Here is a 16,299-nt window from a genome sequence, read left to right as displayed (position 1 = left end):
CGCGGTGACCTCCGTCGCGCCGCGCTCGGCCGACGAGGAGGCGCTCGTGCGTGCTTTCCGAGCAGGCGACGAGGGCTCATTGCGTCAGATCTACGACCAGCACGGTCCCCTCGCGTACCGGATCGCGTTGAATTGCCTGCCCACCGAGTCCGACGCACAGGACGCCGTGCAGGCAACGTTCGTCGCGGCCTGGCAGGCGCGGACCACCTTCGACCCCGGCCGCGGCAGTCTGCGCGTCTGGCTGATCGGCATACTCCGGCGCCGTTGCATCGACAGGCTGCGCGCGCTGCACCGTGAGCAACGCACCGTCGAGGCGGTGGCCGCGGTGCAGGCCACCCGGCCCGCGACCGTCAGCGACATCGATGGCATGATCGAGCGGCTGAGCCTGCTCGATCGCCTTGCCGGTCTGCCGAACTCACAGCGCAACGTGCTCGAACTTGCCTTCTATGGTGACCTGACCCATGCACAGATCGCGCAGCAGACCGGCCTGCCGTTGGGCACGGTGAAGAGTCACGTGCGGCGAGGACTGGCGGCGCTCCGGGACCGTTGGGAGGTGGATCGTGAGCCCACTGGATGAGACGGGTCACGTCGACCACGCGGCCGAGCGTGCGGACGCCATCATCGATGTGGCGTGCGGCCAGCCGATCGAAGCGGTCGACGCCGAGCGCATTCGCGACTGCGCGGAGTGCGTCGAGGACGTCCGGCGCCATCGGCGCACCATCGACGTGCTCCGGTCTGCGCCGGTCGACTCGGCGGACCCCGAGCTTCCGCCCGACCTGTGGGGTCGCATCGCCGCAGATCTCCAGCTCCGCGAGGCGACACCCCAGCCCCTCGCCCCGCCGGATAGGATCCGGGACCGCCGGTCGGCCGGTCCGTTTTCGCATCCCGCCGGCACAGCCCGCCTCGGCCGCCGCCGAGCAGTCGCAGCCGCAGTTGCCGTGGTCGTCGCCGGTGGCGCCGGGGTGATCGGCTACCTCGTCGGTGCGTCGCACAGCCCCACCACCGGAACGCAGCAGGCCAACGCAGACCTGCGCCGCCAACCCGGGGCTCCGGCAGCTGCCTCGGGGACGGCGACCGTTCGCGCCTCCAAGGATGGCCGGGCGGTCGACGTGCGTACGTCGCGACTGCCTGCCACGTCGGGTTACTACGAGGTATGGCTGTTCGATCCGCAGGCGAACACGATGGTGGCCATCGGCACCCTCGGCGCGGGGCACGACGGCAGCTTCCCGGTGCCGGCCGGCCTGGACCTGGGCAAGTTCCACGTCGTCGACGTCTCGGCGCAGAAGCTCAACGGTGACAACACCCACCAACGCAGTGTCCTGCGCGGTTCGTTGAGCTGATCCGGCACCCGCCGCGGAGTCGGCCGAGGCGTCATACTTGAAGGCGACCGGTGGCCGGATGGACCGGCCGGGGGAATCGAAGGGCGGCGACCGCGGTGCTCGACTTCGTCATGCCGATGCCGGTCACCATCGCGGTCGACATCGCCGCTTGGGGCGTCTTCCACGCCGGCACGGGGTATGCCGCCCATCGGCTGACCGGTCGGTGCCTGGACCAGGACGGGTGGCTGTTGCGCCCCCGCAGGTTCGAGGACTCCGGGCGGTGGTACCGGCGCCGGCTGCGCATCCATGCCTGGAAGGACCGGGTGCCCGAAGCCGGTGACCTCTTCGACGGCGGCATCAGCAAGGCGCGACTGCCGAGTGCCTCCGACGGCGGGCTCAAGCTCCTCATCCGGGAGACCCGCCGCGCCGAACTCGCACATTGGGGCGCGTTGGCGTGCGGGCCGGTGTTCGTTCTCTGGAACCCGGCACTGCCCGCCGGCCTGCTCATGGCCTACGGCGTGCTGGTCAATCTGCCCTTCATCGCCATCCAGCGGTACAACCGATTCCGGTGCCAGGAACTGCTGTCCCGGCGCACGACCCGACCTGCGTGCGGCAGGGCTCAGCTAACGGCCATGACCTCAGCTGCCGCGGAGACCTGAGCTTCAGGCGACCGGCTCCGCATCCGGTGCCGGGTCGACCGGCTGGATCGGTGTGCTGAGCGCGGCGCCGCCCTCGGGCAGTCGGCGCGAGTCGACCAGTTGCTGCGCCACCTCGCGCAGCTTGATGTTGTGGTCCTGGGAGTAGCGGCGCAGCACCTCGAAGGACTGATCGGCCGAGAGGTCGTGCCGCTCCATCAGGATGCCCTCCGCCTGGCCGATCACCTTCCGGGCGTCGAGCGCCGTGTGCAGTTGCGCATCCTGCAGTGACGCCGACAGCGCCACCGCGGCGTGGACGGCGAAGATGCTGGCATAGGCCAGGTCGTCCGCGGTGAAGACGGTCGGCTCGGTCCAGTAGAGGTTTAGCGCGCCCAGCCGCCGGCCGTCGTCGGCGGCGGTCAGCTCGGCGCCCATCGCGCTCTTGATGCCCAACTGCACCACGCGGGGCGCCCATTCGGGCCAGCGGGTGTCACTGCTCAGGTCCTGACTGACCAGCGTGGTCCCCTCCCACGCGGCATCGTGGCATGGCCCCTCGCCCAGCTCGTACTGCAACTGGTCGGCCTTGACGACCACGTCGTCGGAAGCGCCGATCGTCTCCAGCCGGCCCCGGCTGCGGATCAAGGTGACGCCGCCGTGCGTCGCGCCCAGTGCCGTGCAGGCATGGGCGACGACCTGGGCCGCGGTCTGGTCGGGGGCGTCGGCTCGACTCAACTCTTGAGCGAGCGCTGCGAACTCAAAAGCATCCATGCCGCATATTTTGGCCCGTGTTCCTGCGCGTGCAACAGCAGCTCCGGCGGCGGACGTGCGGAGGGGTCAAGCGGCTCGATCGTGACGGCGCTCGGCCGCGGCGAAGAATGCCTCGACGACCGCGTCCGCACCGGTCAACCGCCGCTCACGCGGCTCGCAGAGCAGCGCGATGGGCCCGAGCGAGACGAGGTGCAACGCGTCGACCGCGGCGGCCAGCCGCCGGGTGATGCCGGGCTGTGCGCGGGCGGTCACCGCGGCCTGCAGCACGTGCCGAGCGCCCAGCGCCCGGATCACCCAGGTGGCGGTCACGCCGGGCCGCTCACCGGTCACCGCGCGGCCGAGTTGCTCGGGTGCGGCCAGCAACGCCACGCCGTATGCCGCGCGCAGGACCTCCAGGCCCCGGACCGGCGCGGACCCGCTCATCGGGCGAGCCGGCGGCCGACGCCCACGGCGAGCATCGCGGCCCCGGTCGCTGCGGCGCCGAGGAGGCCGTGGTGGTGCGACGCCCACAGCTGCACCGACCGGTCCGTCGACTTGCCGTCGAAGACGCCGTGCGTGCCGAAGTCGCGCTCCTGGTCGGCCGGCTCCCACAGGTTCTCGGGCTGGTCCGGGTCTCGCCGCTGCTGGGTCTGCTGGGACTTGAAGCCGGTCTTGGCCAGGTAGCGGTCGAGTACGCCGGGCGCGACGGCGTTGGCCGCCAGCGTCCCCATGGTGCTCCCGCCGACCCAGTACTCACGCCGGGACGGGTGCTGAGCGGCATACACCACGGCGCGCCCGGCCACCTCCGGCTGATAGATCGGCGGCACCGGCTGGGCGTGCCGCGGCAACCGGGACAGCACCCAGGAGAACTGCGGTGTGTTGACGGCCGGCATCTGCACCATGGTCACCTTGATCGGGCTGTTCTCGTGCAGCAGTTCGCAGCGCAACGCCTCGTGGAAGCCCTGGATCGCGTGCTTGGCGCCGCAGTATGCCGACTGCAGCGGTATGCCGCGGTAGGCCAGCGCCGAACCCACGTGCACGATCGTGCCGTGCCCGCGCTCCTTCATCCGGGGCAGCACCGCCATCGTGGCGTAGACGTAGCCCAGGTAGCTGACCTCGGTGACCCGCCGGAACTCCTCGGGCTTGATCTGGTCGAACGGCGCGAACACGGAGGTGAATCCGTCGTTCACCCAGATGTCGATGGGGCCGACCTCCTGCTCGATCCGGTCGACCGCACCGTTGACCTGGTCGGCATCGGCCATGTCGGTCGGTATGGCGATGGCCTTGCCGCCGGCGCGCTCGACCTCCTCGGCGGCGCCGCGCAGCCCGGCCGCGCCCCGCGCGAGCAGCGCGACGGTCGCGCCGTGTTTGGCGAACTCGATGGCCGAGGCGCGCCCGATGCCGCCGGTCGAGCCGGTGACCGCGACCACGGTGTCGGAGGTGATGGTGTTCGTCTTGGTCAGGTTCATCTGCGCTCCTGCGGGTTGTGGAAATCGGGTCCGGTGTCGAAGTGGGTGCTCAGGCGCGCCGCGGCTTCGATGAAGAACGCGTGCACGAACGCCTGCGGCAGGTTGCCGCGCAGCTGGTGCTCGCGGACGTCGTACTCCTCGGTGTAGAGGCCGGAGTTGGTGCACGAGACCCGGGCGCGTTCGAAGTAGTGGATGGCCTTGGTCTGGTCGCCGACCTGGGCCTGGGCGAGCGCCAGGATCAGCCCGCACAGGGTGAACGAGCCCTCGGCCTCCTCCAGCGGGCGCTGGTCGTGCCGGAAGCGGTAGACGTGGCCGTCCCGGGTCAGCTCCCGCATCACCGCCGAACGGGTGGCGACACTGCGCGGGTCGTCCGGGGCGATGCCGCCCCGCACGGTCGGCAGCAACAGCGAGGCGTCCACGCGTTCCTGGGTGGGACTCTGCTGCCAGCGGCCGGTCGGATGCAATGACGTGTCACTGGTCTTGGCCAGGATCCGGTCGGCGAGTGCCAGCCAGGGTGCCGCTTCGGCGGCGTCGACGTGTCGTGAGATCGCGCGCAGCCCGGCCACGCAGGCCAGCCGCGACTGGGTGTAGAGGTCGTTGTCCAACTCCCAGATGCCGGCGTCCGGCTCGCCCCACTTCTGCTCGATGACTTCGACGCAGGTGTCCACCGCCTCCCAGTGCCGTGGCTGCAGCAGACCGTGCGGCGCCGCGGCGGCATACATGGACAGCGCCTCGCCGAGGGTGTCGAGCTGGAACTGGTCGTTGACCCAGTTGCCGACCACGTCGCCGCCGCCGGGATAGCCGGGCAGCCCGGCATGGTGCTCGTCGGGCACCGACTCACCGCTGACGGTGTATGCCGGCCGCAGGTCCGCCCCGTGTTCGAGCAGGCGGTCGGTGACGAACGCCAGCGCCGAGTCCAGCAGTGAGTAGGGCCCCAGCGCGGCGATCGCCTGTCCCGCGTAGCACTGATCACGGATCCAGGCGTAGCGGTAGTCGTAGTTGCGTCCCTCCCGGGCACGCTCCGGCAGCGACAGGGTGGCGGCGGCCACCATGCCGTGGTCGACCGAGGTGAGGCCGGCGAGCACGGCATACGACTGGCGCACATTCTGCCGGGAGTGGACCGTCTCCAGTTGGGGGACCGCGCGGTCCCAGGCCGACCGGGTCGCGGTCCACAGCTCGTCCGCCTCGGGCGGATCGTCGGACAGTTCGTCGCGGGTGAGCTCGACCACGATGTCGTGGTGCGAGCCGGCCGGGATGTCCAGCTCCGCGGCCAGCCGGCCGGGCCGCTCGATCGTGGCAGCGGCCAGCCCGCTCACCCGGACGTGGAGGTCGCCGGCCGTGCCGGTCCAGACGTCGTTCTCGAGCGTGAAGTTCTTCACCGGGGTGCCGTTGAACCCGCCGACCGGTTCCAGGACCACCTGCACCTTGGCCGGGCCGGTCACTCCGCGGACCCGGCGCAGCAGCACGGCCGTGCTCAGGTCGGCGGGGTAGTTCAGCGCCTCGTCGCAGTCGATCATGCCGTCGTGGCCGACCCAGCGGCTGTGCCATACCAAGGACGCGGGCTCGTAGCTGCCGCCCCACACGTGCCACGGGTCGGTCGGGGTGACGGTGAACTCACCGGCGCCGCCGAGCAGGCTGGCGAAGACCGGCTCGTCGTTCCAGCGGGGCACGCACAACCAGACGATGTCGCCCTGCGGCCCGATGACGGCACCGCGTTCGCCGTCGGCCAGCAGGGCGAGATCACGCAGCACGCTCGGATGATTGGCCGCCCAGGTCTGGTGGCCGCGTTGCGCAGCGTGCGTCCGCTTCCCTCCCGACGATCCCTTGTGTTGATTGCGGGATCGCCCGCCCCGTGGTGCGCCTGGGGACATGCATCGGCTCCTTCCGTGGAAGTGGGGATGTCATTCCCCTACCCATCCGCGGCGGATCTACGCAGCGCGGGCGGGAAGCGACCCGTCCGCAGTTCGAGCGGCGGCCGGCCGGGTATGTCGCCGGGCATGGGAAGCCTGGATGTCACGACGGACGCGGCCGGTTCGCTGCTGCGCGGGATCACGGTGGCGATCGGTCGGCTGCGCGCGCCGCCATGCTCCCCAGGGTCAGGTTCGGCACGGGTACACCGGCTGGCGGCGTACCAAAGTCTCCCCAGGGTCGAGAAATGACCGGCTATGCCGCTGGTGGCGTACCAAAGTCTCCCCAGGGTCGAGAAATGACCGGCTATGCCGCTGGTGGCGTACCAAAGTCTCCCCAGGGTCAGGTTCGGCACGGGTATACCGGCTGGTGGCGTACCAAACTCTCCCCAGGGTCAGGTTCGGCACGGGTATACCGGCTGGTGGCGTACCAAAGTCTCCCCAGTGTCGAGAAATGACCGGCTGCCGACACCGGCTATGCCGCTGGTGGCGTACCAAAGTCTCCCCAGGGTCAGGTTCGGCACGGAGCCGCCTCCAAAAGGACCTCAGTGCCGCTCGGGCGGGGCTGGGTAAACGCCGAGAATCTTGACGTCGTGTGAAGAAACCAAGCTCGTCCAGGACGAGCTTGGGGCCCGGGTAGCGGACCGGAAATTGACTTCGACCCGGTGCTGCACGCGCTGCCGGACCTGCCGCCCTACGCCTGGGTCCGCCGGCTGCGGGAGCCGGCCTACCGGGCCGCCAGGGTGACGCGGCACGCGCCACCGCACGCCGCACCCGACACCGCACCGCGCACCCCGCGCGAGATCTGACGCGCCACGGAGGCAGGCTGAGTCCATGACACGAGACACCGAGCGACAGCACGATCCCCGCGACGTGACCCTGACGATCGGGCACGAGGAGCTGCGGGTCCGCGGCATCTACGAGGCGCTGTCGATCACCAACGACTTCCTGGCGGGGGTGCTCTTTGTCGTCGGCAGCATCCTGTTCTTCTGGGAGTCGACGACCATCACCGCGACCTGGTTCTTCCTGGTCGGCTCGATCCTCTTCGTGGCCCGGCCCGGCATCCGGCTGGTCCGCCGCATCCATCTAGGGCGGATCGCCGACGGCACGCCGCACGAGTCCGCGCGCGACTTCTGAGGCCGCCGATGATGCGGCGGTATGCCGCCGGTCAGGCGCCTCGAGCCGCCAGCGGCCGCCGGGAGAGCGCGCCCGCGGCGGCCTCGTCGGCCACGACCAGCACGTCGGGGTGCCGCTGCAGCCACGACGCCGGGCAGTCGGCGGTCGGCGGCTGCTCCAGCGCACGGGCCAGCGCCTGCGCCTTGCGCGCGCCGGAGGCCAGCAACAGGATGCTGCGCGCTTCCAGGATCGTGCCGATGCCCTGCGTCAGGGCCTCCCGGGGCACGTCGTCGATCGAATCGAAGAAGCGGGCGTTGTCCTGCCGGGTGCGTTCGGCCAGCGTGACCGCCCGGGTGCGTGAGTCCGCGGCCGAGCCCGGTTCGTTGAAGCCGATGTGGCCGTTGGAGCCGATGCCGAGGATCTGCAGGTCGACGCCGCCGTTGTCGCGCAACTGCTGCTCGAAGCCGGCCGCCGCGGCCGCGAGATCCGCTGCCTCGGCCCGCGGCACACCCACCTGCCCCGGTGCGATGCCCAGCGGTTCGGCGATGTTCTGCCGCACGAAGGTGGTGTAGCTGCCCGGGTGGTCCGCGGGCAGGCCGACATACTCGTCCAGCGCCGCGAGGCGGATGTCGTGCAGACGTCCCTCGCTGCGCTCGGCCAGCTCACGGTAGGTGCTGGCCGGCGTGCCGCCGGTCGCGACACCGAGGACCTGGAGCCGGCCCTCGTCATACGAGCGCAGGATCCGGTCGGCGGCGACCCGACCCAGCGCCGCGTTGTCGGCCACGACCTCGATGTGCATCTCGCGGTGCCCTTCTGCAGTGATGTAATAGAATTTCATTCTATCGCCATCATTGTGGAGCGTCACTCCACGGCACGATCCGGGAGGTCCTCGTGCACCACGAGCCGCTCGCTCGGACCACCGACGTGCTGCGCCTGGTGGCCGCCCGACGGGACCAGCTGAGTCCGGCACTGCAGCGCATCGCCGACACCATCGCCCGCCAGCCGCAGGACGTTGTGCACATGTCGACAGCCGAACTCGCCCGCCGGTCGGAGACCTCGGACGCCGCCGTGTCGCGCTTCTGCCACAGCGTCGATGTCGCCAGCTTTCCCGAATTGCGCTCGTTGATCGCGGTGGCGCTCGCTCAGGGCCGCGAGCCGGCGGCGGTGTCACTCGCGGACGTCCAGCACAGCACCGACCTGGCCACCGTCGCCCGTGCCGTCCGCAATGCGCACGTGGACGCGGTCGACCTGACCTTCGCCCAACTGGACATCGACACGACGGCGTCGGTCATCGACGCGATCGGCGCCGCCCGGCAAGTGCTCGGCTTCGGTGTCGGAGCTGCGGCCGCTGTGCTCGCCGACCTGGACTTCAAACTCGGACTGGTGGGAGTGCCGGTGACCACGACCACCGATGTGCACCGAGCGCTGTCGCTGACGGCGCGCGCCGGGGCCCACACGGTCGCCGTCGTCATCAGCCACTCCGGCGACACCCGCGAGTGCCTCGAGGTCGCGCAGTCCGGCATCGAGGCGGGCGTCACCGTGGTAGCCATCACCGCGATCGCCACCTCCGCGCTCAGCCGGGTGTCGACGCACACGCTGCGTCCGGTCGCGCACGAACCCCGGCTGCGGTCCGGTGGCACCGCCTCCCGGATCGCCCAGCTGTATGTCGTCGACCTGCTCTACCTGGGGTTGCTCGCCCGGGCGCCGCAGCGGGAGAAGGCGGCCGCCGACCGGATGCGTCGGGCCGTCCGCGGCCATCAGCTGAGCGACAGGGCGTGACCGGCGCTCCCGGACGGCCGGAGGGCCGGAGAGCTTGAGGGCCGGACCCTTCTCGACCCTGGGGAGACTTTGGTACGGCCAGGGGGTCGGGTTTGGTCTTTTGTTGACCCTGGGGAGACTTTGGTACGGCCAGGGGGTCGGGTTTGGTCTTTTGTTGACCCTGGGGAGACTTTGGTACGGCCAGGGGGTCGGGTTTGGTCTTGTGTCGACCCTGGGGAGACTTTGGTACGGCCAGGGGGTTCGGGTCTGGTCTTGTGTCGACCCTGGGGAGACTTTGGTGCGGCCAGGGGGGTCGGGTTTGGTCTTGTGTTGACCCTGGGGAGACTTTGGTACGGCCCGATGCCATCCTCGGCGCCGTCTCAGTGATTCCTCAGTGATTCCTCAGTGACTCCAGCAGGCCAGCACGTCGGTGGCCACGGTGTAGGCGAAGTCGGTCTGGCTGGTGTCCGGGCTGCCGAGCGTGCCCGACAGCTTGCTCGCGTCGACCAGCAGCGTGAAGTCGTCCTTGACGAAGCCGACGGTGCCGGCCCGGTCCTGGAAGGCCGGCAGGCCGAGTGACTGCAGGCCGGTGATGGTCCGGCCGCCGGCGGCCTGTTTGCGCTGCTGGAAGTAGCCCTGTGCCGCCTGCTTGTCCGATGACTGGTGCACGGTCAGCACGAGCGGGCCGGCCGACAGGTCGTACCGACAGGTGAAGAGCGTGCCGTCCCAAGTCGCGTGTCCACGCGGCACGGACGAGACGTGCAGCACTTTGGCGATGCTGGCCCGCAGCTCGTCGGAGCACACCATCGAGGCGTCGTCCGGCGCCTCGGCGACCGGGCGTTCGTGGGCGACGAGCTGTTCGCCGGCGGGATCCTGGGACGCCTGCTGGGAGGCGGTGGCCGACGCAGGGTCGGCCGATCCGGCGGCGGAGGTGCCGGCCGAGGTGCCGCATCCGGCGAGCAGGGCAGCGGCCGTCATCAGGGCGGCGATGCGGGCGGTGGTACGTGCAGGCACGTGGGCGGACATGACGGGCTCCGGATCAGGCGGGATGGCTGGAGACGAGGTGCGCGTAGACGACGATGTTGTCGACGTAGTGGTGGATCGAGTTGTCGTAGCGGCCACCGCAGGTGATCAGCCGCAGGCCGGCGTGATCGAGGTTGCCGTAGACCTCCAGGGTCGGGAAGTCGGCCTTCTTGAAGCGTTCGACGCTGTCCACCTCGAAGACCGCCACCCGGTGATCGGCGAGGGTCACCGATGCCCGGTCCCCGGGCCGCAACTGGCCGAGCCGGAAGAAGACCGCCGGTCCGGTGTCGGAGTCGACGTGGCCGACGATCACCGACGGGCCGAGTTGCCCGGGCGTCGGTGACCCGGTGAACCAGCCCGCCGGGGTGTCCGTCTTCGACGGCGGGACCGCGATCTCGTGGTGCTTGTCGACGCCGTACTGCGCCAGCGGCGTGTTCTTGATGTCGATCTTCGGCACGCTGAGCGACACCGGTGTCGACCGGTCCAGCACCGGCCCACGCGTGCTCGGGCTGCTGGCGTCGGATCCGGGCGTGCCGGCGGTTCTGCTCGGATCCGCACTCGAGCCGGGTGGGGTCGACGGCGCTGTGCGGTTGCCCTCGGCGGCCGGTCGGGCGGCCGACGCGGGCGGTTGCGGCGCGTGGTGCTGGGAGCGTATGGCGACGACCAGCACCACGGCCGCCGCCACGACCAGCACCGCAGCCACCACGGACAGGACCGTGCGGTTGCGGCGCCGGCTGCGGCGTGTCGCAGTCATATCGAGCCGACTACCTCAGTGCTGCTTGCCGAATTTGCGGCGGGCGGCCAGCGTGCCACCGGCGCCGAGCGCGAGAACGCCTGCGGCGTAGAACAATCCGGCGTTCTGCAGGCCGGCGGTGCCGCCACCACCGGTCTGGACGCCACCGCTGGGCATCGTGTTCATCTGCGACTCGACGACCTTGCCGCACAGTGCCGGCGAGGTGGCCGCCAGCGGCAGCGAGGGCACCAGGTCGCTCTTCTCGCCCTGTGCCTTCTTGGACAGCTTCGACGGGTCGAGGCCGTGGACCACGATCACCGCGGTGCCGTCCTTCAGCGCCGCGACCGACGTATCGGACAACGTGATGGTGCGGTGGTACTTGTAGGACGCACCGCTGGGGGCGATCTTGATGTTCGTGCCGGACGCCGGGCTGGTGTCCCCGCTGGTGGACAGCGTGGTGACGATGTTGCCGTAGTGCGGGCCGCCCTCGGTCGTGCTGATGACGCCGTCGCCGTTCTTGTCGGCCGACATGTCGGGGCACATGCCCATGGCGCCGCCGTGGATGTGCTGGACGTGCGGGTAGGGCGCGCCCATGAAGGTTGCGGCGAGACCGCTGGTCTGCTCGGTGATGACGGCCTTGTTGCCGGTCAGCTTGAGCCACAACGTGCCGGACGCCCCGGAGTTGTTGATCGACGTCAGGGTGGCCTGGTAGGTCGTGGTTCCGGTGTCCGCGTGTGCGGCCGGCATACCCGAGACGGCCAGTGCTGCGACGGCGACCGGTGCAAGAAGTAGCGCCTTCTTGGTCATGAGACTTCCTCGATTTCCTTCGGACTTCCTTCGGGGAACGGCCGACGCGATCCCGAACCTGCCGTCTGTGGGCGAGCACCGGTCCTGCGTGGTGCTCGGGGGGAGTTCGGCACCGGGAGTGGATCGGATGGGTCGATGCCGCGCCGGATCGCCGGTGGCGGTCGCCGAATCGCCATACCCGGTGGACGAGCGGTGGGCGGCTCGAACCCGTGACGGTCGCGCGGTGCCGTGGCTAGTCTCGAAGACGCTCGCGTGACGACGTCGACGACAGGAGCCGCAGCCATGAGGATCGGAGTACCCACCGAGATCAAGTCGGGCGAACACCGGGTGGCCATCACCCCGGTCGGCGTCCATGAGTTGGTCCGCAGCGGTCACGACGTGCTCGTGCAGCGCGGCGCCGGGGAGGGGAGCTCGATCAGCGACGAGCAGTATGTCGCCGAGGGTGCCACCATCGTGGACGCGGCCGACGACGTGTGGGGCGACGCGGAGCTGGTGCTGAAGGTGAAGGAGCCGGTGGCGGAGGAGTTCCACCGGATGCGCGCCGACCTGACTCTGTTCACCTACCTGCACCTGGCCGCGGACGAAACCCTGACGCGTGAGTTGATGCAGCGCAAGGTCACCGGGATCGCTTATGAGACGGTGCAATTGCCGTCCGGCATGTTGCCGTTGCTCTACCCGATGAGCGAAGTGGCCGGATGCCTGGCGCCACAGGTGGGGGCGCACGCGCTGTTGAAGGCGCAGGGCGGTTCGGGGGTGCTGATGGGCGGCGTCGGCGGGGTGGCCAGTGCCAAGGTAGTCGTACTCGGCGCCGGTGTGACCGGCCAGAACGCCGCCAACATCGCGCTCGGGATGGGTGCCGACGTCACGGTGCTGGACACCGACCTGGAGAAGCTGCGGATGACGTTCTGGCGTTACGACAACCGGGTGCGGCAGATCGCCAGCTCGTCCATGGCCGTGCGCGAGCAGGTGCTGGGTGCCGACCTGGTCATCGGGTCGGTGCTCGTCCCGGGCGCCCGGGCGCCGAAGCTGGTCACCCACGAGATGGTCGCGAACATGAAACCCGGATCGGTGCTGGTCGACATTGCCGTGGACCAGGGCGGCTGCTTCGAGGACACCCACCCCACGACCCACTCCGACCCGACGTTCCAGGTGCACGGCAGCACCTTCTACTGCGTCGCCAACATGCCCGGGGCGGTGCCCAACACCTCCACCTGGGCGCTCACCAACGCCACGCTGCCCTATGTCGTCAAGCTGGCGGCGCAGGGCTGGCGTGCGGCGCTGCGGTCCGACCCGGCGCTGGCCCGCGGGCTGAACACGTATGCCGGCGATGTCGTGTGCGAGCCCGTCGCGCAGGCCCACGGCATCGAATACGTCGACCCCGCAACGGTGCTCGCGTAGCCCATTGCGAAGATTGACCGGCATACCACGGGATTGAGCGGCGTAGCGAAACCGGCCGACCCGGTATGCCGCTCAATGCAGCGGTATGCCGCTCGATCACCGGGCGTGGAACCTACTGATCGGGTGGCGTGCACACGTCGGACCGGGTGAGGAACCGATACCCCGTCGGCCCCTCCAGTGAGAAGCCGGACCCGCGTCCCGGCACCAGATCGATGGTGAGTTCCGTGTGGCGCCATACCTCGAACTGCTCACCGGAGATGTAAACAGGCACACAGTCGTAGCCGTCACCGATCGCCAGGTCCCCGAGGTGCACGTCGCGCTGACCCAGCCGGTATTCGCCGTCCGGGTAGCACATGGGAGACGACCCGTCGCAGCAACCACCGGACTGGTGGAACATCAGCTTGCCGTGCTCATCGACGAGGCGGCGCAGCATCTGCGCCGCCTCGTCGGTGACGGCCACTTGATAGTGGCTCATCGACTCTCCTCGGATCGGGGTGATTTAGAAGAACCCGAGCTTGTTCTCGCTGTAAGAGACCAGCAGGTTCTTCGTCTGCTGGTAGTGGTCCAGCATCATCGCGTGGTTCTCGCGACCGATGCCGGACGACTTGTAACCTCCGAACGCCGCGTGTGCCGGGTACTGGTGGTACGTATTCGTCCACACCCGACCGGCCTGGATCTCCCGGCCGGCGCGGTACGCCGTGTTGGTGTCGCGCGACCAGACACCGGCGCCGAGACCGTAGAGAGTGTCGTTGGCGATGTCGATCGCGTCATCGAAGCCGTCGAACTCGGTCACCGAGAGGACGGGCCCGAAGATCTCCTCCTGGAAGATCCGCATCTTGTTGTTGCCAGCGAAAATCGTTGGTGCAACGTAGTATCCGCCGGACAGATCGCCACCGAGGTCCACACGCTCACCACCGGTGACGACCCGTGCACCTTCCTTGGTGCCGATGTCGATGTAGGAGAGGATCTTCTCGAGCTGGTCGTTGCTGGCTTGGGCTCCGATCATGGTCTCGGTGTCCAGCGGGTTGCCCTGCTTGATCGCCTTCACCCGCTCGGTGCCGGCAGCCAGGAACGAGTCGAAGATCGGCTTCTGGATCAGCGCACGGCTCGGGCAGGTGCAGACCTCACCCTGGTTGAGCGCGAACATCGCGAAGCCCTCGAGCGCCTTGTCGTAGAACGCGTCATCCTTGGCGGCGACGTCGTCGAAGAAGACGTTCGGGCTCTTGCCGCCGAGCTCGAGAGTGACCGGGATGAGGTTCTCGCTGGCGTACTGCATGATGAGCCGGCCGGTCGTCGTCTCCCCGGTGAACGCGATCTTGCGGATCCGGTTGGAGGAGGCGAGCGGCTTGCCCGCCTCGACACCGAAACCGTTGACAACGTTGAGGACTCCGGGCGGCAGCAGGTCGCCGATCAGCTCCATCAGAAGCAGGATCGAGGCCGGCGTCTGCTCGGCGGGTTTCAGTACGACGCAGTTGCCGGCAGCCAGCGCGGGAGCCAGCTTCCAGGTCGCCATCAACAGTGGGAAGTTCCACGGGATGATCTGACCGACGACGCCCAGCGGTTCGTGGAAGTGATAGGCGACGGTGTCGTCGTCGATCTGGCTCAGGTGACCCTCCTGCGCCCGGATCGCGCCCGCGAAGTAGCGGAAGTGATCGACTGCGAGCGGGAGGTCGGCGGCAAGGGTCTCGCGGACCGGCTTGCCGTTGTCCCACGTCTCGCCGACAGCGAGCATCTCGAGATTCTGCTCGATCCGGTCGGCGATCTGCAACAGGATGTTGGACCGCTCGGTGACCGAGGTCTTGCCCCATCCCGGGGCGGCCGCCCACGCCGCGTCGAGTGCCTTGTCGACGTCGGCGGCGGTCGACTGGGCGACCTCGGTGAAGACCTTGCCGTTGACCGGGGAAACATTCTCGAAGTACTTGCCGGTCACGGGCGGCACCCATTCGCCGCCGATGAAGTTGTCGTAGCGGGACTTGTAGGAGGCGGGGCTGCCCTGGTCGCCCGGCCGCGCGTAAATCGTCATTCTGCGTGTCCTTCTGGGGGATTCCGCTCCGGGCATCCTTGCCCGGCGTGTGACGCAGATTACGTAGCGCAACGTTGCACGAACGTTGCGCTGCGGATCACGACCCGCGCAGTCGGCTGACGCGTGCGGCGACGGTGTCGCTGCGCGGGGAGCGCGGGCTCATCAAGGATTCAGCAGCCTCCCAGAGCTGCAGGTCGTCACGCCCGAACGTCGTGTCGGCGAACCGCAGCAGTAGGTCCGAATCACCGTGTTTCAGAATCGAATTGCGCATCCGCGCGTGTAGCTGCTCCCGGATCTGTATGACGGCCGGGGCCTCCGAGTTGGGCAGCACCGGACCTCGGTAGGCGCTGACGGCGGCACCGATCTCCCCGCGATCAAGGTGATCGCGCACGACCGCGACGTCACTGCGGACCTCGGTCCCGAAACGGTAGGGGCGCGACAACAACAGTCGTGACGGGAGCGACGATCTCAGCCTGGAGATCTCTGCACGAAGGGTCACCGAGGGCCGGTCGTCATCACTCAGCGCGACGGCCAGCTGGTCTGCCGTCATACCGTCCGACGCCTCCGACAACAGCAGCAGCAGCTCACTGTGGCGAAGGCCGAATCTGTGCACGCTCTCGCCGTTGGACAGAGTGGCGCCGCCACATCCGAGGACTGTCAGCTGGTGAGCGGACGCGAACTGGGACGAGTCGTAGCTCGCCATACCCGAAGTCAGCCGGGCGACGCGCAACTGTGCCTCGACCGCAGCGACCGTTGCGCCGACCAGCGCGAGGCTCTGTGGGGTGGCGGCGTCGTCGTCGCCGGTGAGGTCGAGTGCGCCGAGCTTCGCTCCGGTGTCGGGATCGTGGATCGGCGCGGCCGAGCAACTCCACGGCGTCACCTGACGAGCCAGGTGCTCGGCGCCGTGGATGCGGACAGCGCGGTCGATCGCGATCGCGGTGCCGGGTGCGTTGGTTCCCACCGCCTGCTCGGTCCAGTCGGCGCCGGGGAGGAACAGCATCTTCTCCGCGCGCCGACGCAGCGTGGTGTTGCCCTCGACCCACATCAGCCGACCGGCTGCATCGCTCACGGCGACGAGGAGGCCTGCTTCCGTGGCACTCTGCGTCAGGAGCGAGCGGATCAATGGCATTGATGCCGCGAGCGGATGCTGATCCCGCAGTGCACTGAGCGCATCGTCGGCCAGTGGCTCCTGGGACAGCTCGGCCTCCGGCTCGAGTCCGTCCGTCAGCGAGCGGAGCCACGACTGGTAGACCTCAGGACGGACCTGACCCCGCGCGCGCTCGTCGAGGAACGCGGCGCGGGCTTGTTCGGCGCGACGACGATCATCATGCGGCTGGATGGATCCCGACGATCCCATCGGTCCA

General features: G+C 69.3%; 18 protein-coding genes. 7 read left to right on the top strand and 11 right to left on the bottom strand.

Features of this window, described 5'->3' with window-relative positions:
- Positions 1 to 4 precede the first annotated feature (4 nt).
- From ACYVBN_RS09805 to ACYVBN_RS09795, 3 genes are all read left to right on the top strand, one after another.
- The gene (locus ACYVBN_RS09805; protein ID WP_460600344.1) at positions 5 to 577 is read left to right on the top strand and encodes an RNA polymerase sigma factor; all 573 of its coding nucleotides are present in this window, start codon (positions 5 to 7) and stop codon (positions 575 to 577) included.
- The gene (locus tag ACYVBN_RS09800) at positions 561 to 1,340 is read left to right on the top strand and encodes an anti-sigma factor (RefSeq protein ID WP_460600343.1); all 780 of its coding nucleotides are present in this window, start codon (positions 561 to 563) and stop codon (positions 1,338 to 1,340) included. Before ACYVBN_RS09805 ends, ACYVBN_RS09800 begins: the two co-directional genes overlap by 17 nt.
- Before the next feature lie 95 nt (positions 1,341 to 1,435).
- Positions 1,436 to 1,978: a glycosyl-4,4'-diaponeurosporenoate acyltransferase CrtO family protein gene (locus ACYVBN_RS09795; RefSeq protein ID WP_460600342.1), complete on the top strand. Its 543-nt coding sequence runs from the start codon at positions 1,436 to 1,438 to the stop codon at positions 1,976 to 1,978.
- A gap of 3 nt (positions 1,979 to 1,981) precedes the next feature.
- Here ACYVBN_RS09795 and ACYVBN_RS09790 read toward each other — a convergent pair whose 3' ends face one another.
- The 4 genes from ACYVBN_RS09790 to ACYVBN_RS09775 form a co-directional block, all read right to left on the bottom strand.
- A complete protein-coding gene (locus ACYVBN_RS09790; RefSeq protein WP_460600341.1) occupies positions 1,982 to 2,722 on the bottom strand; it encodes a GAF and ANTAR domain-containing protein in 741 nt (246 codons plus the stop codon).
- A gap of 66 nt (positions 2,723 to 2,788) precedes the next feature.
- The gene (locus ACYVBN_RS09785; protein ID WP_460600340.1) at positions 2,789 to 3,145 is read right to left on the bottom strand and encodes a hypothetical protein; all 357 of its coding nucleotides are present in this window, start codon (positions 3,143 to 3,145) and stop codon (positions 2,789 to 2,791) included.
- Complete coding sequence (locus tag ACYVBN_RS09780; RefSeq protein ID WP_460600339.1) at positions 3,142 to 4,170, bottom strand: SDR family oxidoreductase; 1,029 nt, start codon at positions 4,168 to 4,170, stop codon at positions 3,142 to 3,144. Before ACYVBN_RS09780 ends, ACYVBN_RS09785 begins: the two co-directional genes overlap by 4 nt.
- Positions 4,167 to 5,921, bottom strand: a complete 1,755-nt coding sequence (locus ACYVBN_RS09775) for a glycoside hydrolase family 15 protein (protein ID WP_460600338.1) — start codon at positions 5,919 to 5,921, stop codon at positions 4,167 to 4,169. Before ACYVBN_RS09775 ends, ACYVBN_RS09780 begins: the two co-directional genes overlap by 4 nt.
- An 821-nt stretch (positions 5,922 to 6,742) precedes the next feature.
- Here ACYVBN_RS09775 and ACYVBN_RS09770 point away from each other — a divergent pair.
- On the top strand, positions 6,743 to 6,886 hold the full coding sequence (locus tag ACYVBN_RS09770; RefSeq protein ID WP_460600337.1) for a hypothetical protein: 144 nt from the start codon (positions 6,743 to 6,745) through the stop codon (positions 6,884 to 6,886).
- Between the two features lie 25 nt (positions 6,887 to 6,911).
- On the top strand, positions 6,912 to 7,214 hold the full coding sequence (locus ACYVBN_RS09765) for a YrhK family protein (RefSeq protein ID WP_460600336.1): 303 nt from the start codon (positions 6,912 to 6,914) through the stop codon (positions 7,212 to 7,214).
- A gap of 31 nt (positions 7,215 to 7,245) precedes the next feature.
- Here the strand turns inward: ACYVBN_RS09765 and ACYVBN_RS09760 are convergent, their stop codons facing one another.
- Positions 7,246 to 8,031 (bottom strand): glucosamine-6-phosphate deaminase, encoded by a 786-nt coding sequence (locus ACYVBN_RS09760; protein ID WP_460600335.1) that lies wholly within the window; start codon positions 8,029 to 8,031, stop codon positions 7,246 to 7,248.
- A gap of 53 nt (positions 8,032 to 8,084) precedes the next feature.
- Between ACYVBN_RS09760 and ACYVBN_RS09755 the strand changes: the two genes are divergently transcribed.
- A complete protein-coding gene (locus ACYVBN_RS09755; protein ID WP_460600334.1) occupies positions 8,085 to 8,972 on the top strand; it encodes a MurR/RpiR family transcriptional regulator in 888 nt (295 codons plus the stop codon).
- 381 nt (positions 8,973 to 9,353) lie between these two features.
- Here the strand turns inward: ACYVBN_RS09755 and ACYVBN_RS09750 are convergent, their stop codons facing one another.
- From ACYVBN_RS09750 to ACYVBN_RS09740, 3 genes are read right to left on the bottom strand one after another with little or no spacing between them, the layout of a single operon-like run.
- Complete coding sequence (locus ACYVBN_RS09750; RefSeq protein ID WP_460600333.1) at positions 9,354 to 9,965, bottom strand: hypothetical protein; 612 nt, start codon at positions 9,963 to 9,965, stop codon at positions 9,354 to 9,356.
- Between the two features lie 25 nt (positions 9,966 to 9,990).
- Complete coding sequence (locus ACYVBN_RS09745) at positions 9,991 to 10,728, bottom strand: class F sortase (protein WP_460600332.1); 738 nt, start codon at positions 10,726 to 10,728, stop codon at positions 9,991 to 9,993.
- 15 nt (positions 10,729 to 10,743) lie between these two features.
- Positions 10,744 to 11,514 (bottom strand): hypothetical protein, encoded by a 771-nt coding sequence (locus tag ACYVBN_RS09740; protein ID WP_460600331.1) that lies wholly within the window; start codon positions 11,512 to 11,514, stop codon positions 10,744 to 10,746.
- A 282-nt stretch (positions 11,515 to 11,796) separates the two neighbouring features.
- Here ACYVBN_RS09740 and ald point away from each other — a divergent pair, with 282 nt between their 5' ends.
- Positions 11,797 to 12,912 carry an alanine dehydrogenase gene (gene ald / locus ACYVBN_RS09735; protein ID WP_460600330.1) on the top strand — a complete coding sequence of 372 codons (1,116 nt, stop codon included), beginning with the start codon at positions 11,797 to 11,799 and terminating at the stop codon, positions 12,910 to 12,912.
- A 112-nt stretch (positions 12,913 to 13,024) separates the two neighbouring features.
- On the opposite strand, the gene ACYVBN_RS09730 is transcribed toward ald, so the two are convergent.
- The 3 genes from ACYVBN_RS09730 to ACYVBN_RS09720 form a co-directional block, all read right to left on the bottom strand.
- Positions 13,025 to 13,387, bottom strand: coding sequence for a DUF779 domain-containing protein (locus ACYVBN_RS09730; protein WP_460600329.1), 363 nt, complete (start codon positions 13,385 to 13,387; stop codon positions 13,025 to 13,027).
- A gap of 24 nt (positions 13,388 to 13,411) precedes the next feature.
- The gene (gene exaC / locus ACYVBN_RS09725) at positions 13,412 to 14,935 is read right to left on the bottom strand and encodes an aldehyde dehydrogenase family protein (RefSeq protein WP_460600328.1); all 1,524 of its coding nucleotides are present in this window, start codon (positions 14,933 to 14,935) and stop codon (positions 13,412 to 13,414) included.
- Between the two features lie 97 nt (positions 14,936 to 15,032).
- On the bottom strand, positions 15,033 to 16,292 hold the full coding sequence (locus ACYVBN_RS09720) for a sigma-54-dependent transcriptional regulator family protein (protein ID WP_460600327.1): 1,260 nt from the start codon (positions 16,290 to 16,292) through the stop codon (positions 15,033 to 15,035).
- Between the last annotated feature and the right edge of the window lie 7 nt (positions 16,293 to 16,299).

This window comes from Flexivirga lutea (assembly GCF_054778955.1).
The sequence above is the reverse complement of the archived record's forward strand: the minus strand, read 5'-3'. Positions and strand labels throughout refer to the sequence as shown.

Coding starts and splice junctions, on each gene's coding strand:
- ACYVBN_RS09730 (WP_460600329.1), bottom strand. CDS start 13,387: ATGAGCCACTATCAAGTGGCCGTCACCGACGAGGCGGCGCAGATGCTG.
- exaC (WP_460600328.1), bottom strand. CDS start 14,935: ATGACGATTTACGCGCGGCCGGGCGACCAGGGCAGCCCCGCCTCCTAC.
- ACYVBN_RS09760 (WP_460600335.1), bottom strand. CDS start 8,031: ATGAAATTCTATTACATCACTGCAGAAGGGCACCGCGAGATGCACATC.
- ACYVBN_RS09720 (WP_460600327.1), bottom strand. CDS start 16,292: ATGGGATCGTCGGGATCCATCCAGCCGCATGATGATCGTCGTCGCGCC.
- ACYVBN_RS09740 (WP_460600331.1), bottom strand. CDS start 11,514: ATGACCAAGAAGGCGCTACTTCTTGCACCGGTCGCCGTCGCAGCACTG.
- ACYVBN_RS09790 (WP_460600341.1), bottom strand. CDS start 2,722: ATGGATGCTTTTGAGTTCGCAGCGCTCGCTCAAGAGTTGAGTCGAGCC.
- ACYVBN_RS09765 (WP_460600336.1), top strand. CDS start 6,912: ATGACACGAGACACCGAGCGACAGCACGATCCCCGCGACGTGACCCTG.
- ACYVBN_RS09785 (WP_460600340.1), bottom strand. CDS start 3,145: ATGAGCGGGTCCGCGCCGGTCCGGGGCCTGGAGGTCCTGCGCGCGGCA.
- ald (WP_460600330.1), top strand. CDS start 11,797: ATGAGGATCGGAGTACCCACCGAGATCAAGTCGGGCGAACACCGGGTG.
- ACYVBN_RS09745 (WP_460600332.1), bottom strand. CDS start 10,728: ATGACTGCGACACGCCGCAGCCGGCGCCGCAACCGCACGGTCCTGTCC.
- ACYVBN_RS09780 (WP_460600339.1), bottom strand. CDS start 4,170: ATGAACCTGACCAAGACGAACACCATCACCTCCGACACCGTGGTCGCG.